Source organism: Azotobacter salinestris (assembly GCF_009363155.1).
Classification (GTDB): Bacteria; Pseudomonadota; Gammaproteobacteria; order Pseudomonadales; family Pseudomonadaceae; genus Azotobacter; species Azotobacter salinestris.
On record NZ_CP045302.1, the window covers coordinates 3,178,012 to 3,197,163 of the forward strand.

Sequence of the window (19,152 nt, forward strand, 5' to 3'; positions counted from 1 at the left end):
GCCCCGTGAAATGTGGCTGCCGGCCGCACCGGCTCATGCATGCGCGCTACCACGGCGGGTAGGCGACTGCGCCGCCCGCATGCCCGTGCCCGAGGGATTGTCCACCTGGCAGGGAAACCTCTTGCGGCGCCGGCTCGAGCCGGGGAGGCGGCGCAGCGGTGTGGGCGAGGCTTCCCTCGATCCGTCCGGCCAGGTGATGGACCCCCGCCAGCACTCCCGTGTCGGGATTGCGCATCAGCTCGAGCCATTCTTCGTCGAAGGCTTCGTTCAGGCTTCTGCGCAGCTGCGCCTCCATTTTCGGCCGCTCGCTCTCGTGGGTCATGCTGTTGAAGCCTGCCGCGCCCAGGGAGATCGCCATGCCTGCCGCCCGGCCGACCGCTGCCGAGAGGGCGCTGGCGACACCGCTGGTGGCGAGTTCGGCCGTCAGCCTTTCGCTGGTCCGTCTGGCGACCGAGGATATGCCGGCGCTCGAGGTCCGGGCTCTCGCGGCGGTGTCGGCCGAGGCCTGGTGAATGCGAGCGATCAACGCCGCATAGGCCGGCAGCCGGTCGATGGGCCCGGCATGAAGGATCTGATGGAGCGAAGCGCTATGGCTGCCTGGTGGCGCCAGCGCGACGGCGGGGATGTCCTTGAGCCGGCGGTCGAACTGATCCTGGGGGACGCCGTAGCGCTCGGGGATCTTCCGGAGCAGCTCGCCGAGCAGCCAGATGTAGAACTTTGTCGCCTTCTCCATGACCCGGTCGGGATCGATTTCTTTGGCGACCGGTTTCAGCACGCGATCCTGGTATTGCCCCTGCAGGTAGAGGGCCAGGCGATCGACGACCTCTTCCTTTCCCTCGGCGTTCAGCCTGTACCAGGTCACCCTCATGGACAGCGATTGCCGGGTCCAGTAGCTGGAAAACCAGGGGATGAATTCCGCATCGGTGCGCCGGTAGACGAGGTCCATCCACTCGGCCATGAGTTCTTGCGCGTAATTCGAGGTCTGCCTTGTCGCGTCCTGCGACGCGGCGACGATGTCGCTGTCGACCTGCCGCCAGGTGCTTTCCGGGATCACCGGCGGCCGCCCGGAGGTGCGGTCCGATGTGGAGCATCCGGCTAGCACCGCGAGCCAGACGACAATCAGGACGCGAAGGTTCGACATCGCTGGCTCCCTTGGACAGATGCGCCATCGGAAATGTTTCGATCCGCTTCATGCGGCCCGATCACTGTGCGCAATGGCGGTTCTTTTCCTCGCCGTTTCGCCACCCCCTGTCCAATAGGGCTTCCTGCCGGCCCGCACGGGGGCAAGGCTACGCCGTTGTCCGCCCGGCGCAAGCCTTGCCGATGGCTTCAGCCGGCCTTTTCCTCCAGCGCATCCCGCAGCAGCTCGGCCAGGTGCCGTGGCCGCTGGTCGCCGTGGGCGCGCATCTGGTGGCGGCAGGAGAAACCGTTGGCCACTACCCGCGCCGCGGGTTTTTCCCTGAGAGCCGGCATCAGCGCCTGTTCGGCCATCTTCGACGACAGTTCGGCATGTTCGGCTTCGATGCCGAAGGTGCCAGCCATGCCGCAGCAGCCGGATTCGATCAGGCTGAACTCGTGGTCGGGGATCAGCTTGAGCACCCGGCGCATGGACTTCATGGCGCCCACCGCCTTCTGGTGGCAATGGCCGTGGACCAGGGTCTCGCTGCCGGCCAGAGCCTTGAGCGGCAGGTCGAGGCGCTTGGCGGTGGCTTCGCGGGAGAGGAACTCCTCGAACAGCAGGGTGTGCTTGGCCACCTGCTCCACGGCTTCGCCGAGGCCGAGCGCCTGGGCGTCGTCGCGCAGGCCGAGCACGCAGGAGGCTTCCAGGCCGACGACGGTGCGTCCGGCCTGCACGTGGGGCAGCAGCGCCTGGACCAGACGGCGGGCCTCGCTGCGCGCCTGATCGACCATGCCCTGGGCCAGGTAGGTGCGGCCGCAGCACAGGGCGCGCGTCGGCTCGTCGTCGCTGCCTTCCGGCGCGGCGATCAGCACCCGGTAGCCGCCGGCCTCGAGCACGGCGAGCGCCGCCTCGGCGATGCCCGGCTCGAAGTGGCGGGTGAAGGTGTCGACCAGCAGCACCACCTCGGGCAGGCCTTCGGCGGGCGTGGCATCGGTTGGCGCGGCGGCGAAGGGTTTGGCAGCCGGCTCCGGCAGGGCGCGGCCGGCGGCCAGGCCGAACAGGCGCTCGGACAGCCGCGCCAGCAGCGGGCTGGCGTTGCGCAGGCGCACCAGGGGCTTCAGCCAGGGCGCGCGGTGCAGCCAGCGCGGGGTGTGGCCGAACAGCCGGCTACGCCAGCCGAGGCCCTCGCGGGCGACGCGCTGGGCGAGGTATTCGGCCTTGATCAGCGGCATGTCGACGTTGGCCTCGCACTCGCGCTTGCAGCCCTTGCAGGCCACGCAGAGGTCCATGGCTTCGGCCAGGGTAGGATCGGCCAGCGCCTGCTCGGCCAGCTCGCTGTTCAGCGCCGCCTTGAGCAGGCGCACCCGGCCGCCGGTGGAGAGGTGTTCGTTGCCGCTGACGCGGAAGCTCGGGCACATCACCTGCTTGCCCTCGGCCTCGCACTGGCGGCTGTTGATGCACACCGCCACCGCCTTGGCGAAGTCGCCGCCGTGCCTGGGAATGTCGGCATAGGCGTCGCCCATGCCGGCGTCCTTGTAGGCGGACCAGTCGAGGAAGGTTTTCATCGGGCATGCTCCTCGCGGCGAATGGCGGGGAACGGGGGGCGAAGGAACGAGCGGGAGCGACGAATGATCATGGTTCGGGCGGCTACGGGCTGGATACGGATGGTTGCCATGCTAAGCAAGTGCCGGTACGGATGCCAGTACGGGCGTGCCGCAGCGGCCGGGCGGAGGCGATTCAGGGGCGGGCGGGCAGGTAGTGCGGACGCCCCAGGCCGCGCGGATCGCTGGCCGCCTCGACCGCGCCGCTGCGCTTGTCCCAGTGCAGCACCTGCTGGTTGCCGTAGGGCTCGCGCGCCTTCAGCTGATGACCGCGGCGCTGCAATTCATGGATTTGCGTGGCGTCGAAGGCGTCCGGTTCGTGCTCGATGACATCCGGCAGGTACTGGTGGTGGTAGCGCGGCAGCGCCGGCCAGCGCCGGATCGGCTGGCCGTCGAGGTGTTCCAGCACGGCCAGCAGCACCATGCCGGGGATGCGGCTGCCGCCGGGGGTGCCGAAGGCGGCCAGGTCGTCGGCGCTTTCGATGAAGGTGGGGCTCATGCTGGACAGCGGACGCTTGCCGGCGGCGACGGCGTTGGCCGGGCTGGCGGCGAGCCGGTAGGCATTGCTGCCCTGCAGGTCGGCGGCGAAGTCGTCCATCTCGTCGTTGAGCAGCACCCCGGTGCCCGGCACGGTGAAGGCGGCGCCGAACGGCAGGTTGATCGACAGGGTGGCGGCCACCGCGTTGCCTTCGGCGTCCAGCACGGCGAAGTGGGTGGTGTGCTCGCCCTCGCGCCAGGCCGGCGCCGACGCCAGGCTGGCGCTGGGGGTGGCCCGCTGCGGGTCGATGCCGGCGGCCAGTTCGCGCAGGTAGGCGGGGGCGAGCAGGCGCTCGACGGGGTTGGCGACGAAGTCCGGATCGCCGAGCAGGCCGCGGTCGCGGAAGGCACGGCGCAACGCCTCCACCACGTAATGGCTGCGCTGCACGCGGTCGGCCGTCCGCCAGGGCAACTGCTCGAGCATGCCGAGGCTCTGCGCCAGGGCGATGCCGCCGGCCGAGGGCGGCGGCGCGCCGATCAGCTCGCGCCCTTCGTGCAGGGAAAAGCGCAGCGGCTCGCGTGCGGCCACCCGGTAGCGGGCCAGATCCTCGGCGCTCCAGATGCCGCCGGCGGCCCGCACCCCGGCGACCAGCCGCTCGGCGGTGGCGCCGGCATAGAAGCCGTCATGGCCGTGTTCGGCGAGCCGTTCGAGGGTTGCGGCCAGCTCCGGTTGGCGCACCAGGCGGCCTTCGGCGGGAAGCTCGCCGTCGGCGAGGAACAGCCGGGCGCTCTCCGGGTCGTCGCGCAGGGCGCTCAGGCGGAAGCCGGCACGCTGCCGGTAGATGCGGTCGACGGGAAAGCCGTCGCGGGCCTGGCGGATCGCCGGTGCCAGGCTGTCCTTCAGCGGCAGGCGGCCGTGGCGGGCGGCCAGTTCGACCAGCGCCGCCGGCAGGCCGGGAATCGCCGCGGCCAGGGCGCCGTCGCGGGACAGGTGGGGCTGGGCGCGGCCGTCGCGCACGTAGAGTTCGGCATGGGCGGCGAGGGGCGCGCGTTCGCGGGCATCGAGGAACAGGTAGCGGGCCGGGGCGTCACCCTGGTCCTCGCGCAGCAGAAAGAAGCCGCCGCCGCCGAGGCCGGAGCCGTAGGGTTCGACCACCGCCAGGCTGGCGGCGACCGCCACGGCGGCGTCGAAGGCGTTGCCGCCGGCTTCGAGGATTTCCCGGCCGGCGGCGCCGGCCAGAGGGTGGGGCGTGGCGAGGGCGGCACGGACAGGGGCCTGCGCCTGGGCCGTGACCGCGAGGGCCAGCAGCGCGAGGCCGGCGAGGAGCCGGCCGAGGGGCCGTTCATGGCGGGCAGGCGTTCCGTCGCCGGGCACCGGTCAGGCCTTGCCGGTGATGATCAGGTACTTCTGCATCAGCTCGTCGCGGCTCTCGACATGGTTTTCGTCATGGGGGATGCAGTCCACCGGACAGACCTGCTGGCATTGGGGTTCGTCGTAGTGGCCGACGCATTCGGTGCACAGGTTGGGATCGATCACGTAGATCTCTTCCCCCTGGGAGATGGCGCCGTTCGGGCACTCGGGTTCGCAGACGTCGCAGTTGATGCAATCGTCGGTGATCTTCAGGGACATTCTGGACTCCTGCCGCGGACCGGCCGCGACACTGGGGACAACGACAGGGAGCGAATTGTGCCGTATCGGCGTCCGCAGTGCACGTCCGCCGGGCAGCCGGCCGGGTGGTCGATCAAGTGCGGAAGCGCTCGCGCAGGGCGACGGCCACCGCGGGGTGCACGAACTGCTCGATGTTGCCGCCCAGCGCGGCGATTTCCCGGACCAGGGTGGAGGAGATGTAGGAGTACTTCTCCGAGGGGGTGAGGAACAGGCTTTCCACTTCCGGTGCGAGCTGGCGGTTCATGTTGGCCAGCTGGAATTCGTACTCGAAGTCGGACACCGCGCGCAGGCCGCGCAGCAGCACGTTGGCCTTCTGGTCCCGGGCGAACTGCGCGAGCAGGCTGGAGAAGCCCACCACCTCGACGTTGGGCAGGTGGCGGGTGACTTCCCGGACCAGCTCGACGCGTTGCTCGAGGGAAAACAGCGGGTTCTTCTTCGGGCTGGCGGCCACGGCGATGATCACCTGGTCGAACAGCTTGGCGGCGCGCTCGACCAGATCGCCATGTCCCTTGGTGATCGGATCGAAGGTTCCCGGGTAGATTACGCGGTTCATCACGGCGTCCTTGGCGGGTTCATGGAGGCCCGGATGGTAGCTCAGCCGGCCCCCCGGGCCAAGCCGGGCTCAGCGCGGCAGAGCCGCCAGCCAGGCGGGGATGCGCCGCTCCAGGTAGTGGCCGGGCCGCTGCGGCGAGCCTTCGACGAAACCGACGTGGCCACCGCCGGGCTGCAGTTCGAACTCGATGCAGGCCGACAGCTCGTCGGGCTGCGGCAGGCTGTGGGGAAACACGAAGGGGTCGTCGGCGGCCTGGATGAGCAGGGTCGGCACGCGGATGGCGGCGAGGAAGTAGCGGCTGGAGGCGCGCCGGTAGTAGTCGCCGGCATCCCGGAAGCCGTGCAGCGGCGCGGTGATGCGCCCGTCGAACTCCCAGAAGGTGCGCAGGCCCTGCAGCGGGCCGAGGCGCTCCAGGGTGGCGAGGTGCTCGGCCTGGCCGAGGCGGGCGAACAGGCGCTGCTTGTCCTCCACGTAGAGACGCATGGCGCGCATGAAGTGCGCCTGGTAGAGCCGCGAGAAGCCCTGGCCGATGCGGTCGGCGCACTGGTCCAGGCGAAATGGCACCGACACCGCCACGGCCGCCTGCAGGGCGCAGTCCGCGCCGCTCTCGCCGAGGTGCTTGAGCAGCACGTTGCCGCCCAGGGAATAGCCGACCGCATGCAGCGGGGCGTGCGGGCGCAGCCTTCGCAGGTGGGCGATGACCGCGGCGAGGTCGTCGCTGGCGCCGGAGTGGTAGGCCCGCGGCAGTCGGTTGGGCTCGCCGGAGCAGCCGCGCCAGTTCAGCGCCGCGCTGGCCCAGCCGCGCTCCGCCAGGGCCTGCTGCAGGCCGAGCACGTAGAGCGAGCGGGAAGAGCCGGTCAGGCCGTGCAGGACCAGCACCAGGGGCGCTCGCGGAGCGTCCGGGCCGTGCCAGTCGAGGTCGAGGAAATCGCCGTCCGCCAGCCACAGGCGCTCGCGGCGGCGCTCCAGCGGCGGCGGCCTGCGGCACAGCGGTCCCCACAGGGTTTGCAGGTGCGGACCGGGCAGCCACCAGGCGGGGCGGAAGGGAATGTCGTTCATCGGCGAAGTCCGCAGGTTCGTCCACGGCAGCGCCAGAGGCTGTATGGGGCGCTTCAGCCGGTCCTCTGCCACAGCGCGTAATACACCTGGCCGGCCTGCTTTTCCCGGTGCAGGCGCCACTTGTCCGGCAAGCCGAGACTGGAGGGCGGAGCCTCGCTTTCAGTGTAGATCCAGGCGTCTTGGGCCAGCCAGCCGCGCTCCTCGAGCAGCCGGCAGACGGGCGTTAGCAGGTTCCGATGGAACGGTGGGTCGAGAAACACCAGGTCGAAGGGACTCGGCGACTGGTGCTCCAGATAGCGCAGGGCATCGCCCTGCAGCAGCTGGCCGTTGCCGCAGCGCAGGCTGTCGAGGTGGCGGCGCAGGCTGGCGATGACCTCGCCGTTGAGATCCAGCGCCAGGGCCTGGGCGGCGCCGCGCGACAGGGCTTCCAGGTAGAGCGCGCCGCTGCCGGCGAAGGGGTCGAGCACGCGGGCGCCTTCTATATGAGGCGCCAACCAGTTGAACAGGGTTTCGCGGACCCGGTCGGGCGTCGGGCGCAGGCCCGGCGCCTCGGGGAAGGCGAAGCGGCGCGAGCGCCACTCGCCGCCGATGATGCGCAACTGGCCCTGGCCGCCGTGGGGACGGACGGCCGGGCGGAAAGGCCGGGAGGTCTGGCGCATTCAGTGCTCCGGCGTGACGGCGGGGCGCTCGGCGGGCGCGGTCGGCGGCGGCAGCGGCTTCTGCTCGACGGTCGGGCCGGCGCTGACCACGACGAAGCCGTCCGGGTCGATGTGCCGGGCCATGGCGGTCTTCACCTGTTCCACGGTGAGGCCCTGGACCTGCTGCAGGAAGACCTCCAGGTGGTTCAGCGGCAGGTCGTAGAAGCCAATGGCACCGAGCTGGCCGACGATGTCGGCGTTGCTCGCGGTGGACAGCGGGAAGCTGCCGATCAGCTCGCGCTTGGCGTTCTTCAGCTCTTTCTCGGTCGGGCCTTCGGCGATGAACTCGCGGACCAGCTTCTGCACCAGCTCCAGGGTGCCCTGGCTGTAGTCGGCGCGGGTCTGCAGGTTGATCATGAAGGGGCCGCGCACCTGCATGGGGGTGAAGCCCGAGTAGATGCCGTAGGTCAGCCCGCGCTTCTCGCGCACCTCCTCCATCAGCCGGGCGCCGAAGCCGCCGCCGCCGAGGATCTGGTTGCCCAGGTAGAGGGCCGCGTAGTCCGGGTCGTCGCGGGCGATGCCGAGCTGGGCGAGCATCAGGTGGGTCTGCTGAGAGGGGTATTCGATGTGCTGCAGGCCCGGACTGGGCGCTGCCGGCTCGGTCGGCTTGGCCAGCGCAGGTCCCGCCGGCAGCGCGGCGGAGATGGAGGCGGCCATGGCTTCGGCCTCGGCGCGGGACAGGTCGCCGACCAGCGCGATGACCGCGTTGGCGGCGCTGTAGGCGCGGGTGTGGAAGGCCTGCAGCTGCTCGCGGCCGATCGGTGCGATCGACTCGGTGTCGCCGTCGCTCGGGTGGGCGTAGGGATGCGCACCGAACAGCTGGCGGTTGAGCTCGAGGCTGGCCAGCTTGCCGGGGCTCTGCTTGCGCATCTCGAAGCCGGCCAGCAGCTGGTTCTTGATCCGCGCCAAGGCGTCGGCGGGGAATTCCGGCCGGCCGAGCACCTCGCGGAACAGGGCGAGCGCCGGCTCGCGCTTGGCCGGTTCGCTCAGGCTGCGCAGGCTGGCGATGGCCATGTCGCGATAGGCGCCGTTGCCGAACTGGGCGCCGAGGCTCTCGAAGCCCTCGGCGATGGCGGTCGCATCCTTGCCGGGCACCCCTTCGTTGAGCATGGCGTTGGTCAGCAGGGCCAGTCCGGGGGTCTTGCCGTCCTGGCTGCTGCCGGCGGCGAAGGTCAGGCGCAGATCGAACATCGGCAGCTGGCGGGCCTCGACGAAGAGCACCCGGGCGCCTTCGGCGGTACGCCAGCTCTGGATGTCCAGGGCGCGGTGGACCGGCGGCTCGCCGTTCAGGTCGGCCAGCGACTCCAGGCGGGCCGGTCCGGTGGGCGCCGCGTCGGCAGGGGTACGCGGCGGCAGGCTGGCCAGCCAGGCCAGCAGGCCGATCAGAAGCAGCAGGATCAGGCCGATCAGGCCGTAGCCCAGCCGGGTGCGTTCAGTCATGGTTGGCCTCCTCGGGCAGGACGTGCGCGACGGTGAGGCGCGAGCGGGTGAAGTAGCGGCGTGCGGCGGCCTGGATGTCCTGCGGGGTAACCGCCTCCAGGGCGGCCAGCTCCTCGTCGATCAGTTGCCAGGACAGGCCCACGGTTTCCAGCTGGCCGATGGTGGTGGCCTGGCGGGCGATGGAGTCGCGCTCGTAGACCAGGCCGGCGATGACCTGGGCGCGTACGCGCTCCAGTTCCTCGACCGTCGGCGGGGTTTCCTTGAGCTCGTCGAGCAGGCGCCAGAGCCCGGCCTCGACCTCTTCCAGGGTGCGACCCTTCTGCACGTTGGGCGTGGCGTTGAGGACGAACAGGCTGTCGCCGCGCACGTAGGCGTCGTAGCCGGCGCCGGCGCCGGACACCAGCTCCTCGCCGCGCTCCAGGCGGGCCGGGATGCGCGCGCTGTAGCCACCGTCGAGCAGGCCGGCGATCAGGCGCAGCGCATGGGCCTCGCGGGGGCTCTCGGCGGTGGCCAGACCGGGCACGTTGAAACCGTACATGAGGCTCGGCAGCTGCACCTTGAGGTTCAGCCGGAGACGCCGTTCGCCTGGTTCGGCCGGTTCCAGCGGGCGCTTGGCGACCGGCAGCGGACGCGACGGAATGGTGCCGAAGTAGCGCTCGGCAAGCCGCTTCACCTCGTCGCCGGTGACGTCGCCGACTACCACCAGGGTGGCGTTGTTCGGCACGTACCAGGATTGGTACCAGGTGCGCAGGTCGTCGACGCTCATCCGGTCGAGGTCGGCCATCCAGCCGATGGTCGGGGTGCGGTAGCCGCTGGCCGGGTAGGCCATGGCCTTGAAGCGCTCGTAGGCCTGGGCGCTGGGGCGGTCGTCGGTGCGCAGGCGGCGCTCCTCCTTGACCACCTCGATCTCGCGGTCGAACTCTTCCGGCGGCAGGCGCAGGCTGGCCAGGCGGTCGGCCTCCAGCTCGAGGGCCACCGGCAGGCGGTCGCGTGCCAGCACCTGGTAGTAGGCGGTGTAGTCGTCACCGGTGAAGGCGTTCTCCTCGGCGCCCAGCTCGCGCAGGATGCGCGAGGATTCGCCGGGGCCGAGCTTGCGGCTGCCCTTGAACATCATGTGTTCGAGGACGTGGGAAAGGCCGGTCTGGCCGGGCGTTTCGTAGCTGGAGCCGACCTTGTACCACAGCTGCGAGACCACCACCGGAGCGCGGTGGTCCTCGCGGACGATGACCTTGAGGCCGTTGTCCAGGGTGTATTCGTGGGTCGGCTGGGAGGCGGCGGCCAGCGCCGCCAGCGGCATGCCGAGCAGCAGGGCGGCGGCATGGCGAGCGATCACGTTCATTGATGTCGAACCTGTGGGGCGGCCCGCGAGCTTAGCCCGACGGGCGGGGAGGTGCTAGGATAACCATCCGTTTCGCCGGCGGCCAAGCCCGCCGGTCTCATCGCCCCCGTGAGAAAGCCGTCTGCATGTTTGGTTCAAACGACGACAAGAAGCCGGCCGAGGCCGGAGAGAAGAAAGGCCTGTTCGGCTGGTTCCGCAAGAAGGAGCAATCCGCACCGGCGTCCACCCCCGAGGCGGAAGTCCCGGCGGCCGGCAGCGAGCCGTCGGAGGCCGTCGAGGCTCCCCGTCCGGAAGCGGCCGAGCCGCAGCCAGCCGTCCCCGAGGCGCCGCCGGCGACCGAGCCTTCCCGAAGTGACGCGGCGGCGCTGGCCGACGAGGCCGGCCCGGCGGTAGCGCCCGAGGAGGAGGCGGTCTTCTCCAGCCGCTGGCGCGGCGCTGCGCACGGCGCGCTGGCTCCTGCTGTGGAAGCGGCACCGGTGAGCGAGCCCGAGCCGTTGCCGGCCGTCGAGGCCGAGGCGCCGGTCCCGGTCGCCCAGCCCGCGCCGCGGCCGAACAAGTCCGGCTTCTTCGCCCGCCTGCGCCAAGGCTTGGCGAAGACCGGCTCGACTCTCGGCGATGGCATGGCCAGCCTGTTCCTCGGCCAGAAGGCCATCGACGACGAATTGCTGGAGGAACTGGAAACCCGCCTGCTGCTCGCCGACGTCGGCGTCGAGGCGACCGGCGCGATCATCCAGAGCCTGACCCGCCGGGTGGCGCGCAAGGAGCTGGCCGACAGCGAGGCGCTGTACCGCGCCCTGCAGGAGGAACTGACCGCACTGCTCAAGCCGGTCGAACAGCCGCTGGCGCTCGACGCCGCGCAGCCGCCCTACGTGATCCTGGTGGTCGGCGTCAACGGCGTCGGCAAGACCACCACCATCGGCAAGCTGGCCGCGCGTCTGCAGCAGGACGGCAAGAAGGTCATGCTCGCCGCCGGCGACACCTTCCGCGCCGCCGCCGTCGAGCAGCTGCAGGTGTGGGGCGAGCGCAACCGGATTCCGGTGATCGCCCAGCACACCGGCGCGGACTCCGCCTCGGTGATCTTCGATGCCCTGCAGGCCGCCAAGGCGCGCGGCATGGACGTGTTGATCGCCGATACCGCCGGCCGCCTGCACACCAAGGACAATCTCATGGAGGAGCTGAAGAAGGTCCGCCGGGTGCTCGGCAAGCTGGACGATGCGGCGCCCCACGAGGTGCTGCTGGTGCTGGACGCCGGTACCGGGCAGAACGCCATCAGTCAGACCAGGCAGTTCAACCAGGCGGTGGAGATCACCGGCCTGGCGCTGACCAAGCTGGACGGCACCGCCAAGGGCGGGGTGATCTTCGCCCTGGCCAAGCAGTTCGGCCTGCCGATCCGCTATATCGGCGTCGGCGAGGGCGTCGACGACCTGCGCACTTTCGTTGCCGAGGAATTCGTCCGCGCACTGTTCGCGGAGAAGCCGGCGCAATGATCCGCTTCGAACAGGTCGGCAAGCGCTATCCCAACGGCCATGTCGGCCTGCACGAGCTGAGTTTCCACGTGCGGCATGGCGAGTTCCTGTTCGTCACCGGCCATTCCGGCGCCGGCAAGAGCACCCTGCTGCGCCTGCTGCTGGCCATGGAGCGTCCGACCAGCGGCCGGCTGCTGCTGGCCGGGCAGGACCTGGCGGGCATCACCACTGCGCAGATCCCCTTCCTGCGCCGGCAGATCGGCGTAGTGTTCCAGAACCATCAACTGCTGTTCGACCGCAGCGTGTTCGACAACGTGGCCCTGCCGCTGAAGATCCTCGGCCTGCGCAAGGAAGAGATCGCCCGGCGCACCCTGCTCGCCCTGGAGCGGGTCAGTCTCCACGACAAGGCCGAGCAGTTCCCGTCCGACCTGTCCACCGGCCAGCAGCAGCGGGTCGGCATCGCCCGTGCGGTGGTCCACCAGCCGGCCCTGCTGCTGGCCGACGAGCCGACCGGCAACCTCGACCCGCGACTGGCCGCGGAAATCATGAAGGTGTTCGAGGACATCAACCGTCTCGGCACCACGGTACTGATCGCCAGCCACGACCTGGCGCTGATCGCGCGGATGCGCCACCGCCTGCTTACCCTGCAGCGCGGGCGCCTGATCGCCGACGGGGAGGCGGCCTGATGAGCGACTCCAACATGCCCGAGCCGCGTCCCTCCGAACGGGTCGGCGCCCTGCCCAGGCAGGAGGCGTACAGCGACGAGCCGGACTTCTCCACACTGCTGCTGGCCTGGCTGGACAGCCACCGCGCCAGCCTGGCCGACAGCTTGCGCCGGCTCGGCCGGCAGCCTCTGGGCAGCTTTCTCACCTGCCTGGCGATGGCCGTCGCCCTCAGCCTGCCCATGGGGCTGTCGCTGCTGCTCGACGATATCGAGCGGCTCGGCGGCTCCTGGCAGCGCGCCGCGCAGATCTCGCTGTACATGCAGATGGACGTGGGCGATGCGGCGGGCGAGCGCCTGCGGGCGAGAATCGCCGAGCTGCCGGAGGTGGCCGAGGCCGAGTGGATCGGCCGCGAGCAGGGGCTGGAGGAGTTCCAGCGCCAGTCCGGACTCGGCGAGGCGCTCCGCGAACTGCCGGAAAACCCGCTGCCCGGGGTGATCCTGGTCACGCCCCGGGAGATCGACAAGGCCGGCCTGGAAACCCTGCGCGAGCAGCTGGCGGACCTTTCCGGCGTGCAGCTGGCGCAGCTCGACCTGCTCTGGGTCGAGCGCTTGGGCGCGATCCTCGCGCTCGGCGAGCGCTTCGTCTTCGGCCTCACCCTGCTGCTGGTGCTGGCCCTGCTGCTGGTGATCGGCAACACCATCCGCCTGCACATCGAGAACCGCCGCAGCGAGATCGAGGTGATCAAGCTGGTCGGCGGCAGCGACGGCTACGTGCGCCGGCCCTTTCTCTACATGGGCACGCTGTACGGCTGTGGCGCCGGGCTGCTGGCCTGGCTGGTGCTGGTCTACGGGCTCGGCTGGCTGAACACGTCGGTGCTGCGTCTGGCCGGGCTCTACGGCAGCGACTTCGCCCTTGGCGGAGTGCCGCTGGAGGATGGCCTGTCGCTGCTGCTGGGGGCCGTCCTGCTCGGCTATGTCGGCGCCTGGCTGGCGGTGGCACGACACTTGAGCGAGCTGGCGCCGCGCTGATCGGCAGGCGATTCGAACGCTCTGTCACGCAGCTTCGGCGATATCTTGCAGTCAAATGCCTTGGTGCTACACTGCCTATTCCCAGTGAGTCGGAGGATTCGCATGACCAATTCCCTGCAGCCTGTTTCTGCCCTGGTCCCCGGTGCCAACCTGGAGGCCTACGTGCATGCGGTCAACAGCATTCCGCTGCTGACGGCCGAACAGGAGCGCGAACTGGCCGATCGTCTCTACTACCAGCAGGACCTGGATGCCGCGCGGCAGATGGTGCTGGCACACCTGCGCTTCGTTGTCCACATCGCTCGCAGCTACTCCGGTTACGGTCTGGCCCAGTCCGACCTGATCCAGGAGGGCAACGTCGGCCTGATGAAGGCCGTCAAGCGCTTCAACCCGGAAATGGGCGTGCGCCTGGTGTCCTTCGCGGTGCACTGGATCCGCGCCGAGATCCACGAGTTCATCCTGCGCAACTGGCGCATCGTCAAGATCGCCACCACCAAGGCGCAGCGCAAGCTGTTCTTCAACCTGCGCAGTCAGAAGAAGCGCCTGGCCTGGCTGAACAACGACGAGGTCGATGCCGTGGCCGAGAGCCTGGGCGTCGAGCCGCACGAAGTGCGCGAGATGGAAAGCCGCCTGAGCGGCCAGGACATGGCCTTCGACCCGGCCGCCGATGCCGACGACGACAGCGCCTTCCAGGCGCCGGCCCATTACCTGGAGGACCGGCGCTACGACCCGGCCCGCCAGCTGGAGGAGGCCGACTGGAGCGACAGCTCCGCGGCCAACCTGCACGAGGCCCTGGCAGGGCTCGACGAGCGCAGCCGCGACATCCTCCACCAGCGCTGGCTGGCCGAGGAGAAGGCCACGCTGCACGACCTGGCGGCCAAGTACAAGGTTTCCGCCGAGCGCATCCGCCAGCTGGAGAAAAGCGCCCTGAACAAGCTCAAGGGCTCGATTCTGGCTTGATCCCTTCTCTCGCAGGGTTTGTCCCGTAGGGTGGGTTAGGCCACAGGCCGTAACCCACCAACAGGGGCACATCCGCCCCCTCCGCAGGTTTTCCTCTATATCAATCAGCGGTCCAGCCGCACCTTGCTGAAATCCTGGCGACCGAACGGGTTGGCCCGGTAGCCCTCGACCCCCTTGCGAAGCAGCACGGCAGCGGTGGGGTGGGCCAGCGGCACCCAGAGCGCCTGCTCGTGGATCAGCTTCTGTGCTTCCCCGTATAGCCGGCTGCGCTCTGTCCGGTCGTTGCTGCGCCTGCCCGCGGCGATCAGTTGGTCCAGCCGTGCGTCGCAGTAACGGGCGAAGTTGAGTCCCGACTCGACCGAGGCGCAGGCGAATTGCGGCGTGAGGAAGTTGTCGGGGTCGCCGTTGTCGCCGGCCCAGCCCATGAACAACAAGTCGTGCTCGCCGGCCTTGGCGCGGCGGATCAGCTCGCCCCACTCGATCACACGGATCTCTGCCTGGATGCCGACCCTGGCCAGATCGGCCTGCAGCAGCTGGGCGCCGAGCGTGGGGTTGGGGTTGAGCAGGCTGCCGCTCGGGCGCGTCCAGATGGTGGTCTTGAAGCCCTCCGCCAGCCCGGCGCTGGCCAGCAGCTCGCGGGCCCTGGCCGGGTCGTGGGGATAGCCCGGCAGATCGGCGGCGTGGCTCCAGGTGTTCGGCGGATAGGGGCCGTCGGCCGGCTGCGCGCTGCCCTCGAACACCGCCTTCAGGTAGCTGACCTTGTCGAAGGCCAGGTTGATGGCCTGGCGCACCGCGGGCTTGTCCAGTGGCGGATGCTGGCTGTTGAGGGCGACGAAGGCGGTCATGAACGCCGGGGTGGCGGCCACCGCGAGCGTGGGGGCGTCCTGCACCGCGCGCACGTCCTGCGGTTTCGGCGACAGGGCGATCTGGCATTCGCCGCGGCGCAGGCGCTGCAGGCGCACGCTGGCGTCCGGGGTGATGGCCAGGACCAGGTTGTCGATTGCGGGCTTGCCTGCGAAGTGGTCGGGGTGGGCCGTGTAGCGCACCGCGGCATCCTTCTGGTAGCGCTTGAGCACGAAGGGGCCGGTGCCGACCGGCTGGCTGTCCAGCTTCTCCGGTGTGCCGGCGGCCAGCAGCTGGGCGGCGTACTCGGCCGAATAGATGGAGGCGAAACCCATGCTCAGGGTGGCGAGGAAGGTGGCATCGGGGTGGGCGAGGGTGAAGCGTACCTGCTGCGGACCGACGGCCTCGACCGAGCGGATCAGTTCGCCCAGTTGCATCGACTGGGCATGCGGATAGCCGCTCGGTGCGCTCTTGTGCCAAGGATGGGCCGGGTCGAGCATGCGCTGGAAGCTGAACGCCACGTCATCGGCGGTCAGCGTCCGGCTTGGAGTGAACCAGGGCGTGCGGTGAAAGGCCACGCCCTCGCGTAGCTGGAAATCGTAGACCAGACCGTCCGCGGAAACCTGCCAGTCCTGCGCCAGGCCGGGCTGCAGCTGGCCGTTCTCTGGGTCGAACTCGATGAGGCGGCTCATCAGCACGTCGGCGGAGGCGTTGGTGGTGGTCAGCGAGTTATAGCGCACCACATCGAACCCGTCGGGACTGGCCTCGGTGCAGACGACGAGACCGGCGCCCTGGGCCAGCAGCGGGGCGAACAGCAAGGGAAGAAGGGCAAGGCGCATGCGGGGCTCCTGAGCAGTGGCTGGCGGCTGGGTCTACGGCGAAGGGGACTATCCTAGAGCAGTTCTCCCGGGAAATGGCTCGCCTGTTGCCGGCTACCCCCTGCACATTCCGGCAGGCGGGACCAGCCGCCATGCCGCAGGCTATTCTTCGACATTGATCAGAGCGCGCAGGGGGTAGCGGACATGACCGAAACCTCGAAGCCCAAGAGCCTGCTCATGGACCAGGCGCCGCGCCTCGGCGATCGTCTGTTGCCGATCACCGAGGCAGAGCGACAGGCCCGTGTGCGGCTCGCCGCCTGCTATCGTGTCTTCGACTACCTGGGCTGGACCGAGTCCATCTTCAATCACATCACGCTGCGCGTTCCCGGGCCGGAAACGGTCTTTCTGATCAATCCGTTCGGACTGCACTACAGCGACGTGACGGCGTCGAATCTCGTCGCTGTCGACCTCGAAGGCCGGCCCGTCCGGGCAGCCGGGCATCCGGTCAACCTGGCCGGCTTCGTGATCCACGGCGCCATCCACGGACATATCCAGGCCGCCCATTGCGTCATGCACACGCACACGACCACCGGCAGTGCGGTCGCCTGCCTGGAGGACGGGTTGTCCCATGATTCGTTCTACGGGGCGCAGTTGCATGGCCGGGTCGCCTATCACGACTTCGAGGGCGTGACGGTGAACCTCGACGAGCGGGAACGAATGCTCGCGAGCATCGGCGACAAGCGCGTGGTCATCCTGCGCAACCACGGCTTGCTGAGCTGGGGCGAGACGCTCGAGGAAGCCTTCATGTGGCTGTGGCTGCTGCAGCGTGCCTGTGACATCCAGGTCGCTGCTGCCCCGGTCGGACGCATGACGCGTCTGCCGGCAGAGGTGCTGGGCCGGACCCGTCTCCAGGCCGGGGCCCTGCAGCCGGAGCTGTGCACGGCGGTGTTCGATGCCCGGGTGAGGAAGGTCGACACGCTGGATGCTTCCTATCGGGAATGAATACTCCACGAGAGCAGGAGGAGGGTGGACTCATCGGTGCTCTGCCAGTGACTGGGAGGCCTGGGCGAGCCGGCATCGGCGGCATGACCACAGGGTGATGCGAAGGTCTGCCGCCCACCGCCCGAAGCCTTACGATTCTTGCCCCGCAGGGGGCTTTCTGATATAAAGCAGCGCTCTTTTCTAGGGGCCCGCTTCCTGCGTTGCCAGTGACAGCCGGTCAGACCCCGATGAATCGTGGCGCAGCAGGCGTGCGGAGCCTTTCGCACGAACCGCCGGGCGCCGAATGACTGAAAGATAAGCGGCCAACCCATGCCGGGTTGGGCATGTGGTTTTTGAGGGCTGAGGCATGTCGAGAGTCTGTCAAGTGACCGGTAAGGGTCCGGTTACCGGGAACAACATTTCCCACGCTAACAACAAAACCCGTCGTCGTTTCCTGCCGAACCTGCAGCATCACCGCTTCTGGGTCGAGTCCGAGAAGCGCTTCGTGCGTCTGCGCGTTTCCGCCAAGGGCATGCGCATCATCGACAAGCGCGGTATCGACGTAGTGCTGGCCGAGCTGCGCGCTCGCGGCGAAAAGGTTTGAGGAGAGAATCATGCGTGAACTGATCCGTCTGGTGTCCAGCGCCGGTACCGGCCACTTCTACACCACCGACAAGAACAAGCGCACCACCCCCGACAAGATCGAGATCAAGAAATTCGATCCCGTCGTGCGCAAGCATGTGATCTACAAGGAAGCCAAGATCAAGTGATTGATCCGGTTGCCTGACGAAGAAGCCCGCCTTTTGGCGGGCTTCTTCGTTTTCGGGCCCGGCGTTCGTATTGAAAGCCCCGGATGCCGGGGGTAGGGTGTCCTGATCGCTCCACTGACGAGAGGATGCCCCCATGACCACCCCGACGCGCACCGACTGGGAAGAGCGTGCCCGCAGCCTGCCCATCGAGGGCCGCGCCTTCGTCGACGGCCAGTACCTGCCTGCCGCCGACGGCGCGACTTTCGATTGCCTGAGTCCGATCGACGGACGCCTGCTGACACAGGTGGCCAGCTGTGCGGCGGCCGATGCCGAGCTGGCGGTGGCGGCGGCGCGGCGCAGCTTCGAAAGCGGCCGCTGGTCGCGCCTGGCGCCGGCCAGGCGCAAGGCGGTGATGATCCGCCTGGCCGAGCTGCTGGAAGTCCACCGCGAGGAGCTGGCCCTGCTGGAAACCCTGGACATGGGCAAGCCGATCGGCGATGCGCTGAAGATCGACGTGCCGGCTGCGGCGCGGGCGCTGCGCTGGAGCGGCGAGGCGATCGACAAGCTCTACGGCGAAGTGGCGGCGACCCCCGACGACGAGCTGGGCCTGGTCACCCGCGAGCCGGTCGGCGTGGTGGCGGCCATAGTACCGTGGAACTTCCCGCTCCTGATGGCCTGCTGGAAGCTCGGGCCGGCGCTGGCCAGCGGCAACTCGGTGGTGCTCAAGCCCTCGGAGAAGTCGCCGTTGACCGCCATCCGCCTGGCCCGGCTGGCGCTCGAGGCGGGCATCCCGCCCGGCGTGCTCAACGTGCTGCCGGGCTACGGCCACAGCGTGGGCAAGGCGCTGGCGCTGCACATGGACGTCGACTGCCTGGTGTTCACCGGCTCGACCCGGGTCGCCAAGCAACTGATGATCTACGCCGGCGAGTCGAACATGAAGCGCGTCTGGCTGGAGGCCGGCGGCAAGAGCCCGAACATCGTCTTCACCGACGCGCCGGATCTCGAGGCCGCCGCCGAGGCCGCGGCGGGCGCCATCGCCTTCAACCAGGGCGAGGTGTGCACCGCCGGTTCGCGTCTCTTGGTCGAGCGCTCGATCAAGGACCGCTTCCTGCCGCTGCTGCTGGAGGCGCTGAAGGCCTGGCAGCCCGGCCATCCGCTGGACCCGGCGACCAACGTCGGCGCCCTGGTGGACCGCCAGCAGCTGGACACCGTGCTCGGCTACATCGAGGCCGGGCTGGGCGAGGGCGCCAGCCTGCTGACCGGCGGCCGGCGCATCCTCGAGGAAACCGGCGGCACCTACGTCGAGCCGACGGTGTTCGATGGGGTGAGCAACGCCATGAGGATCGCCCGCGAGGAAATCTTTGGCCCGGTGCTCTCGGTGATCGTCTTCGACACCCCGGAGGAGGCCGTGCAGATCGCCAACGACACCAGTTACGGCCTGGCCGCGGCGATCTGGACCCGCGACCTGTCCAAGGCCCACCGCACCGCCCGGGCGCTGCGCGCCGGCAGCGTGTGGATCAACCAGTACGACGGCGGCGACATGACCGCGCCGTTCGGCGGCTTCAAGCAGTCCGGCAACGGCCGCGACAAGTCGCTGCATGCCTTCGACAAGTACACCGAGCTGAAGGCCACCTGGATCAAGCTGTGAAGCTGTGAAGGCGGTTTCCTGACATGGTCCGCCCGGAACGC

18 protein-coding genes are annotated in these 19,152 nt (G+C 69.3%); 8 read left to right on the plus strand and 10 right to left on the minus strand.

Features of this window, described 5'->3' with window-relative positions:
• Positions 1-46: 46 nt before the first annotated feature.
• The 9 genes from GCU53_RS14660 to GCU53_RS14700 form a co-directional block, all read right to left on the minus strand.
• Positions 47-1,141 (minus strand): hypothetical protein, encoded by a 1,095-nt coding sequence (locus tag GCU53_RS14660; RefSeq protein ID WP_244306781.1) that lies wholly within the window; start codon positions 1,139-1,141, stop codon positions 47-49.
• Between the two features lie 188 nt (positions 1,142-1,329).
• Positions 1,330-2,685: a (Fe-S)-binding protein gene (locus GCU53_RS14665; RefSeq protein WP_152388269.1), complete on the minus strand. Its 1,356-nt coding sequence runs from the start codon at positions 2,683-2,685 to the stop codon at positions 1,330-1,332.
• A gap of 172 nt (positions 2,686-2,857) precedes the next feature.
• Entirely contained in the window at positions 2,858-4,573 is a 1,716-nt protein-coding gene (gene ggt, locus GCU53_RS14670) for a gamma-glutamyltransferase (RefSeq protein ID WP_152388270.1), read from the minus strand.
• 3 nt (positions 4,574-4,576) lie between these two features.
• On the minus strand, positions 4,577-4,828 hold the full coding sequence (locus tag GCU53_RS14675; RefSeq protein WP_152388271.1) for a YfhL family 4Fe-4S dicluster ferredoxin: 252 nt from the start codon (positions 4,826-4,828) through the stop codon (positions 4,577-4,579).
• A gap of 112 nt (positions 4,829-4,940) precedes the next feature.
• Positions 4,941-5,420 (minus strand): pantetheine-phosphate adenylyltransferase, encoded by a 480-nt coding sequence (gene coaD / locus GCU53_RS14680; RefSeq protein ID WP_152388272.1) that lies wholly within the window; start codon positions 5,418-5,420, stop codon positions 4,941-4,943.
• A 69-nt stretch (positions 5,421-5,489) separates the two neighbouring features.
• Entirely contained in the window at positions 5,490-6,479 is a 990-nt protein-coding gene (locus GCU53_RS14685; protein WP_152388273.1) for a hydrolase, read from the minus strand.
• A 53-nt stretch (positions 6,480-6,532) separates the two neighbouring features.
• On the minus strand, positions 6,533-7,138 hold the full coding sequence (gene rsmD / locus GCU53_RS14690) for a 16S rRNA (guanine(966)-N(2))-methyltransferase RsmD (protein ID WP_152388274.1): 606 nt from the start codon (positions 7,136-7,138) through the stop codon (positions 6,533-6,535).
• Positions 7,139-8,617, minus strand: a complete 1,479-nt coding sequence (locus GCU53_RS14695) for a M16 family metallopeptidase (protein WP_152388275.1) — start codon at positions 8,615-8,617, stop codon at positions 7,139-7,141. It lies immediately after the preceding gene.
• Positions 8,610-9,956 carry a M16 family metallopeptidase gene (locus GCU53_RS14700; RefSeq protein ID WP_152388276.1) on the minus strand — a complete coding sequence of 449 codons (1,347 nt, stop codon included), beginning with the start codon at positions 9,954-9,956 and terminating at the stop codon, positions 8,610-8,612. Before GCU53_RS14700 ends, GCU53_RS14695 begins: the two co-directional genes overlap by 8 nt.
• 125 nt (positions 9,957-10,081) lie before the next feature.
• Here GCU53_RS14700 and ftsY point away from each other — a divergent pair, with 125 nt between their 5' ends.
• From ftsY to rpoH, 4 genes are all read left to right on the plus strand, one after another.
• Entirely contained in the window at positions 10,082-11,443 is a 1,362-nt protein-coding gene (gene ftsY, locus GCU53_RS14705) for a signal recognition particle-docking protein FtsY (RefSeq protein ID WP_152388277.1), read from the plus strand.
• A complete protein-coding gene (gene ftsE / locus GCU53_RS14710) occupies positions 11,440-12,108 on the plus strand; it encodes a cell division ATP-binding protein FtsE (RefSeq protein ID WP_152388278.1) in 669 nt (222 codons plus the stop codon). The genes ftsY and ftsE overlap by 4 nt, the downstream gene beginning before the upstream one ends.
• Positions 12,108-13,115 (plus strand): permease-like cell division protein FtsX, encoded by a 1,008-nt coding sequence (gene ftsX / locus GCU53_RS14715; protein ID WP_152388279.1) that lies wholly within the window; start codon positions 12,108-12,110, stop codon positions 13,113-13,115. The genes ftsE and ftsX overlap by 1 nt, the downstream gene beginning before the upstream one ends.
• Positions 13,116-13,217: 102 nt before the next feature.
• Positions 13,218-14,072, plus strand: coding sequence for an RNA polymerase sigma factor RpoH (rpoH, locus tag GCU53_RS14720; RefSeq protein WP_152388280.1), 855 nt, complete (start codon positions 13,218-13,220; stop codon positions 14,070-14,072).
• A 104-nt stretch (positions 14,073-14,176) separates the two neighbouring features.
• Here rpoH and GCU53_RS14725 read toward each other — a convergent pair whose 3' ends face one another.
• Positions 14,177-15,754, minus strand: a complete 1,578-nt coding sequence (locus GCU53_RS14725) for an ABC transporter substrate-binding protein (protein ID WP_152388281.1) — start codon at positions 15,752-15,754, stop codon at positions 14,177-14,179.
• 183 nt (positions 15,755-15,937) lie between these two features.
• Here GCU53_RS14725 and GCU53_RS14730 point away from each other — a divergent pair, with 183 nt between their 5' ends.
• The 4 genes from GCU53_RS14730 (at position 15,938) to GCU53_RS14745 (ending at position 19,111) form a co-directional block, all read left to right on the plus strand.
• Positions 15,938-16,735 (plus strand): class II aldolase/adducin family protein, encoded by a 798-nt coding sequence (locus GCU53_RS14730; protein ID WP_208845269.1) that lies wholly within the window; start codon positions 15,938-15,940, stop codon positions 16,733-16,735.
• A gap of 346 nt (positions 16,736-17,081) precedes the next feature.
• Positions 17,082-17,318, plus strand: coding sequence for a 50S ribosomal protein L28 (rpmB, locus tag GCU53_RS14735; RefSeq protein ID WP_012703271.1), 237 nt, complete (start codon positions 17,082-17,084; stop codon positions 17,316-17,318).
• Positions 17,319-17,328: 10 nt separating this feature from the next.
• The gene (gene rpmG / locus GCU53_RS14740; RefSeq protein ID WP_003457707.1) at positions 17,329-17,484 is read left to right on the plus strand and encodes a 50S ribosomal protein L33; all 156 of its coding nucleotides are present in this window, start codon (positions 17,329-17,331) and stop codon (positions 17,482-17,484) included.
• Positions 17,485-17,617: 133 nt separating this feature from the next.
• Positions 17,618-19,111 carry an aldehyde dehydrogenase gene (locus GCU53_RS14745; protein WP_152388282.1) on the plus strand — a complete coding sequence of 498 codons (1,494 nt, stop codon included), beginning with the start codon at positions 17,618-17,620 and terminating at the stop codon, positions 19,109-19,111.
• The last annotated feature ends 41 nt before the right edge of the window (positions 19,112-19,152 follow it).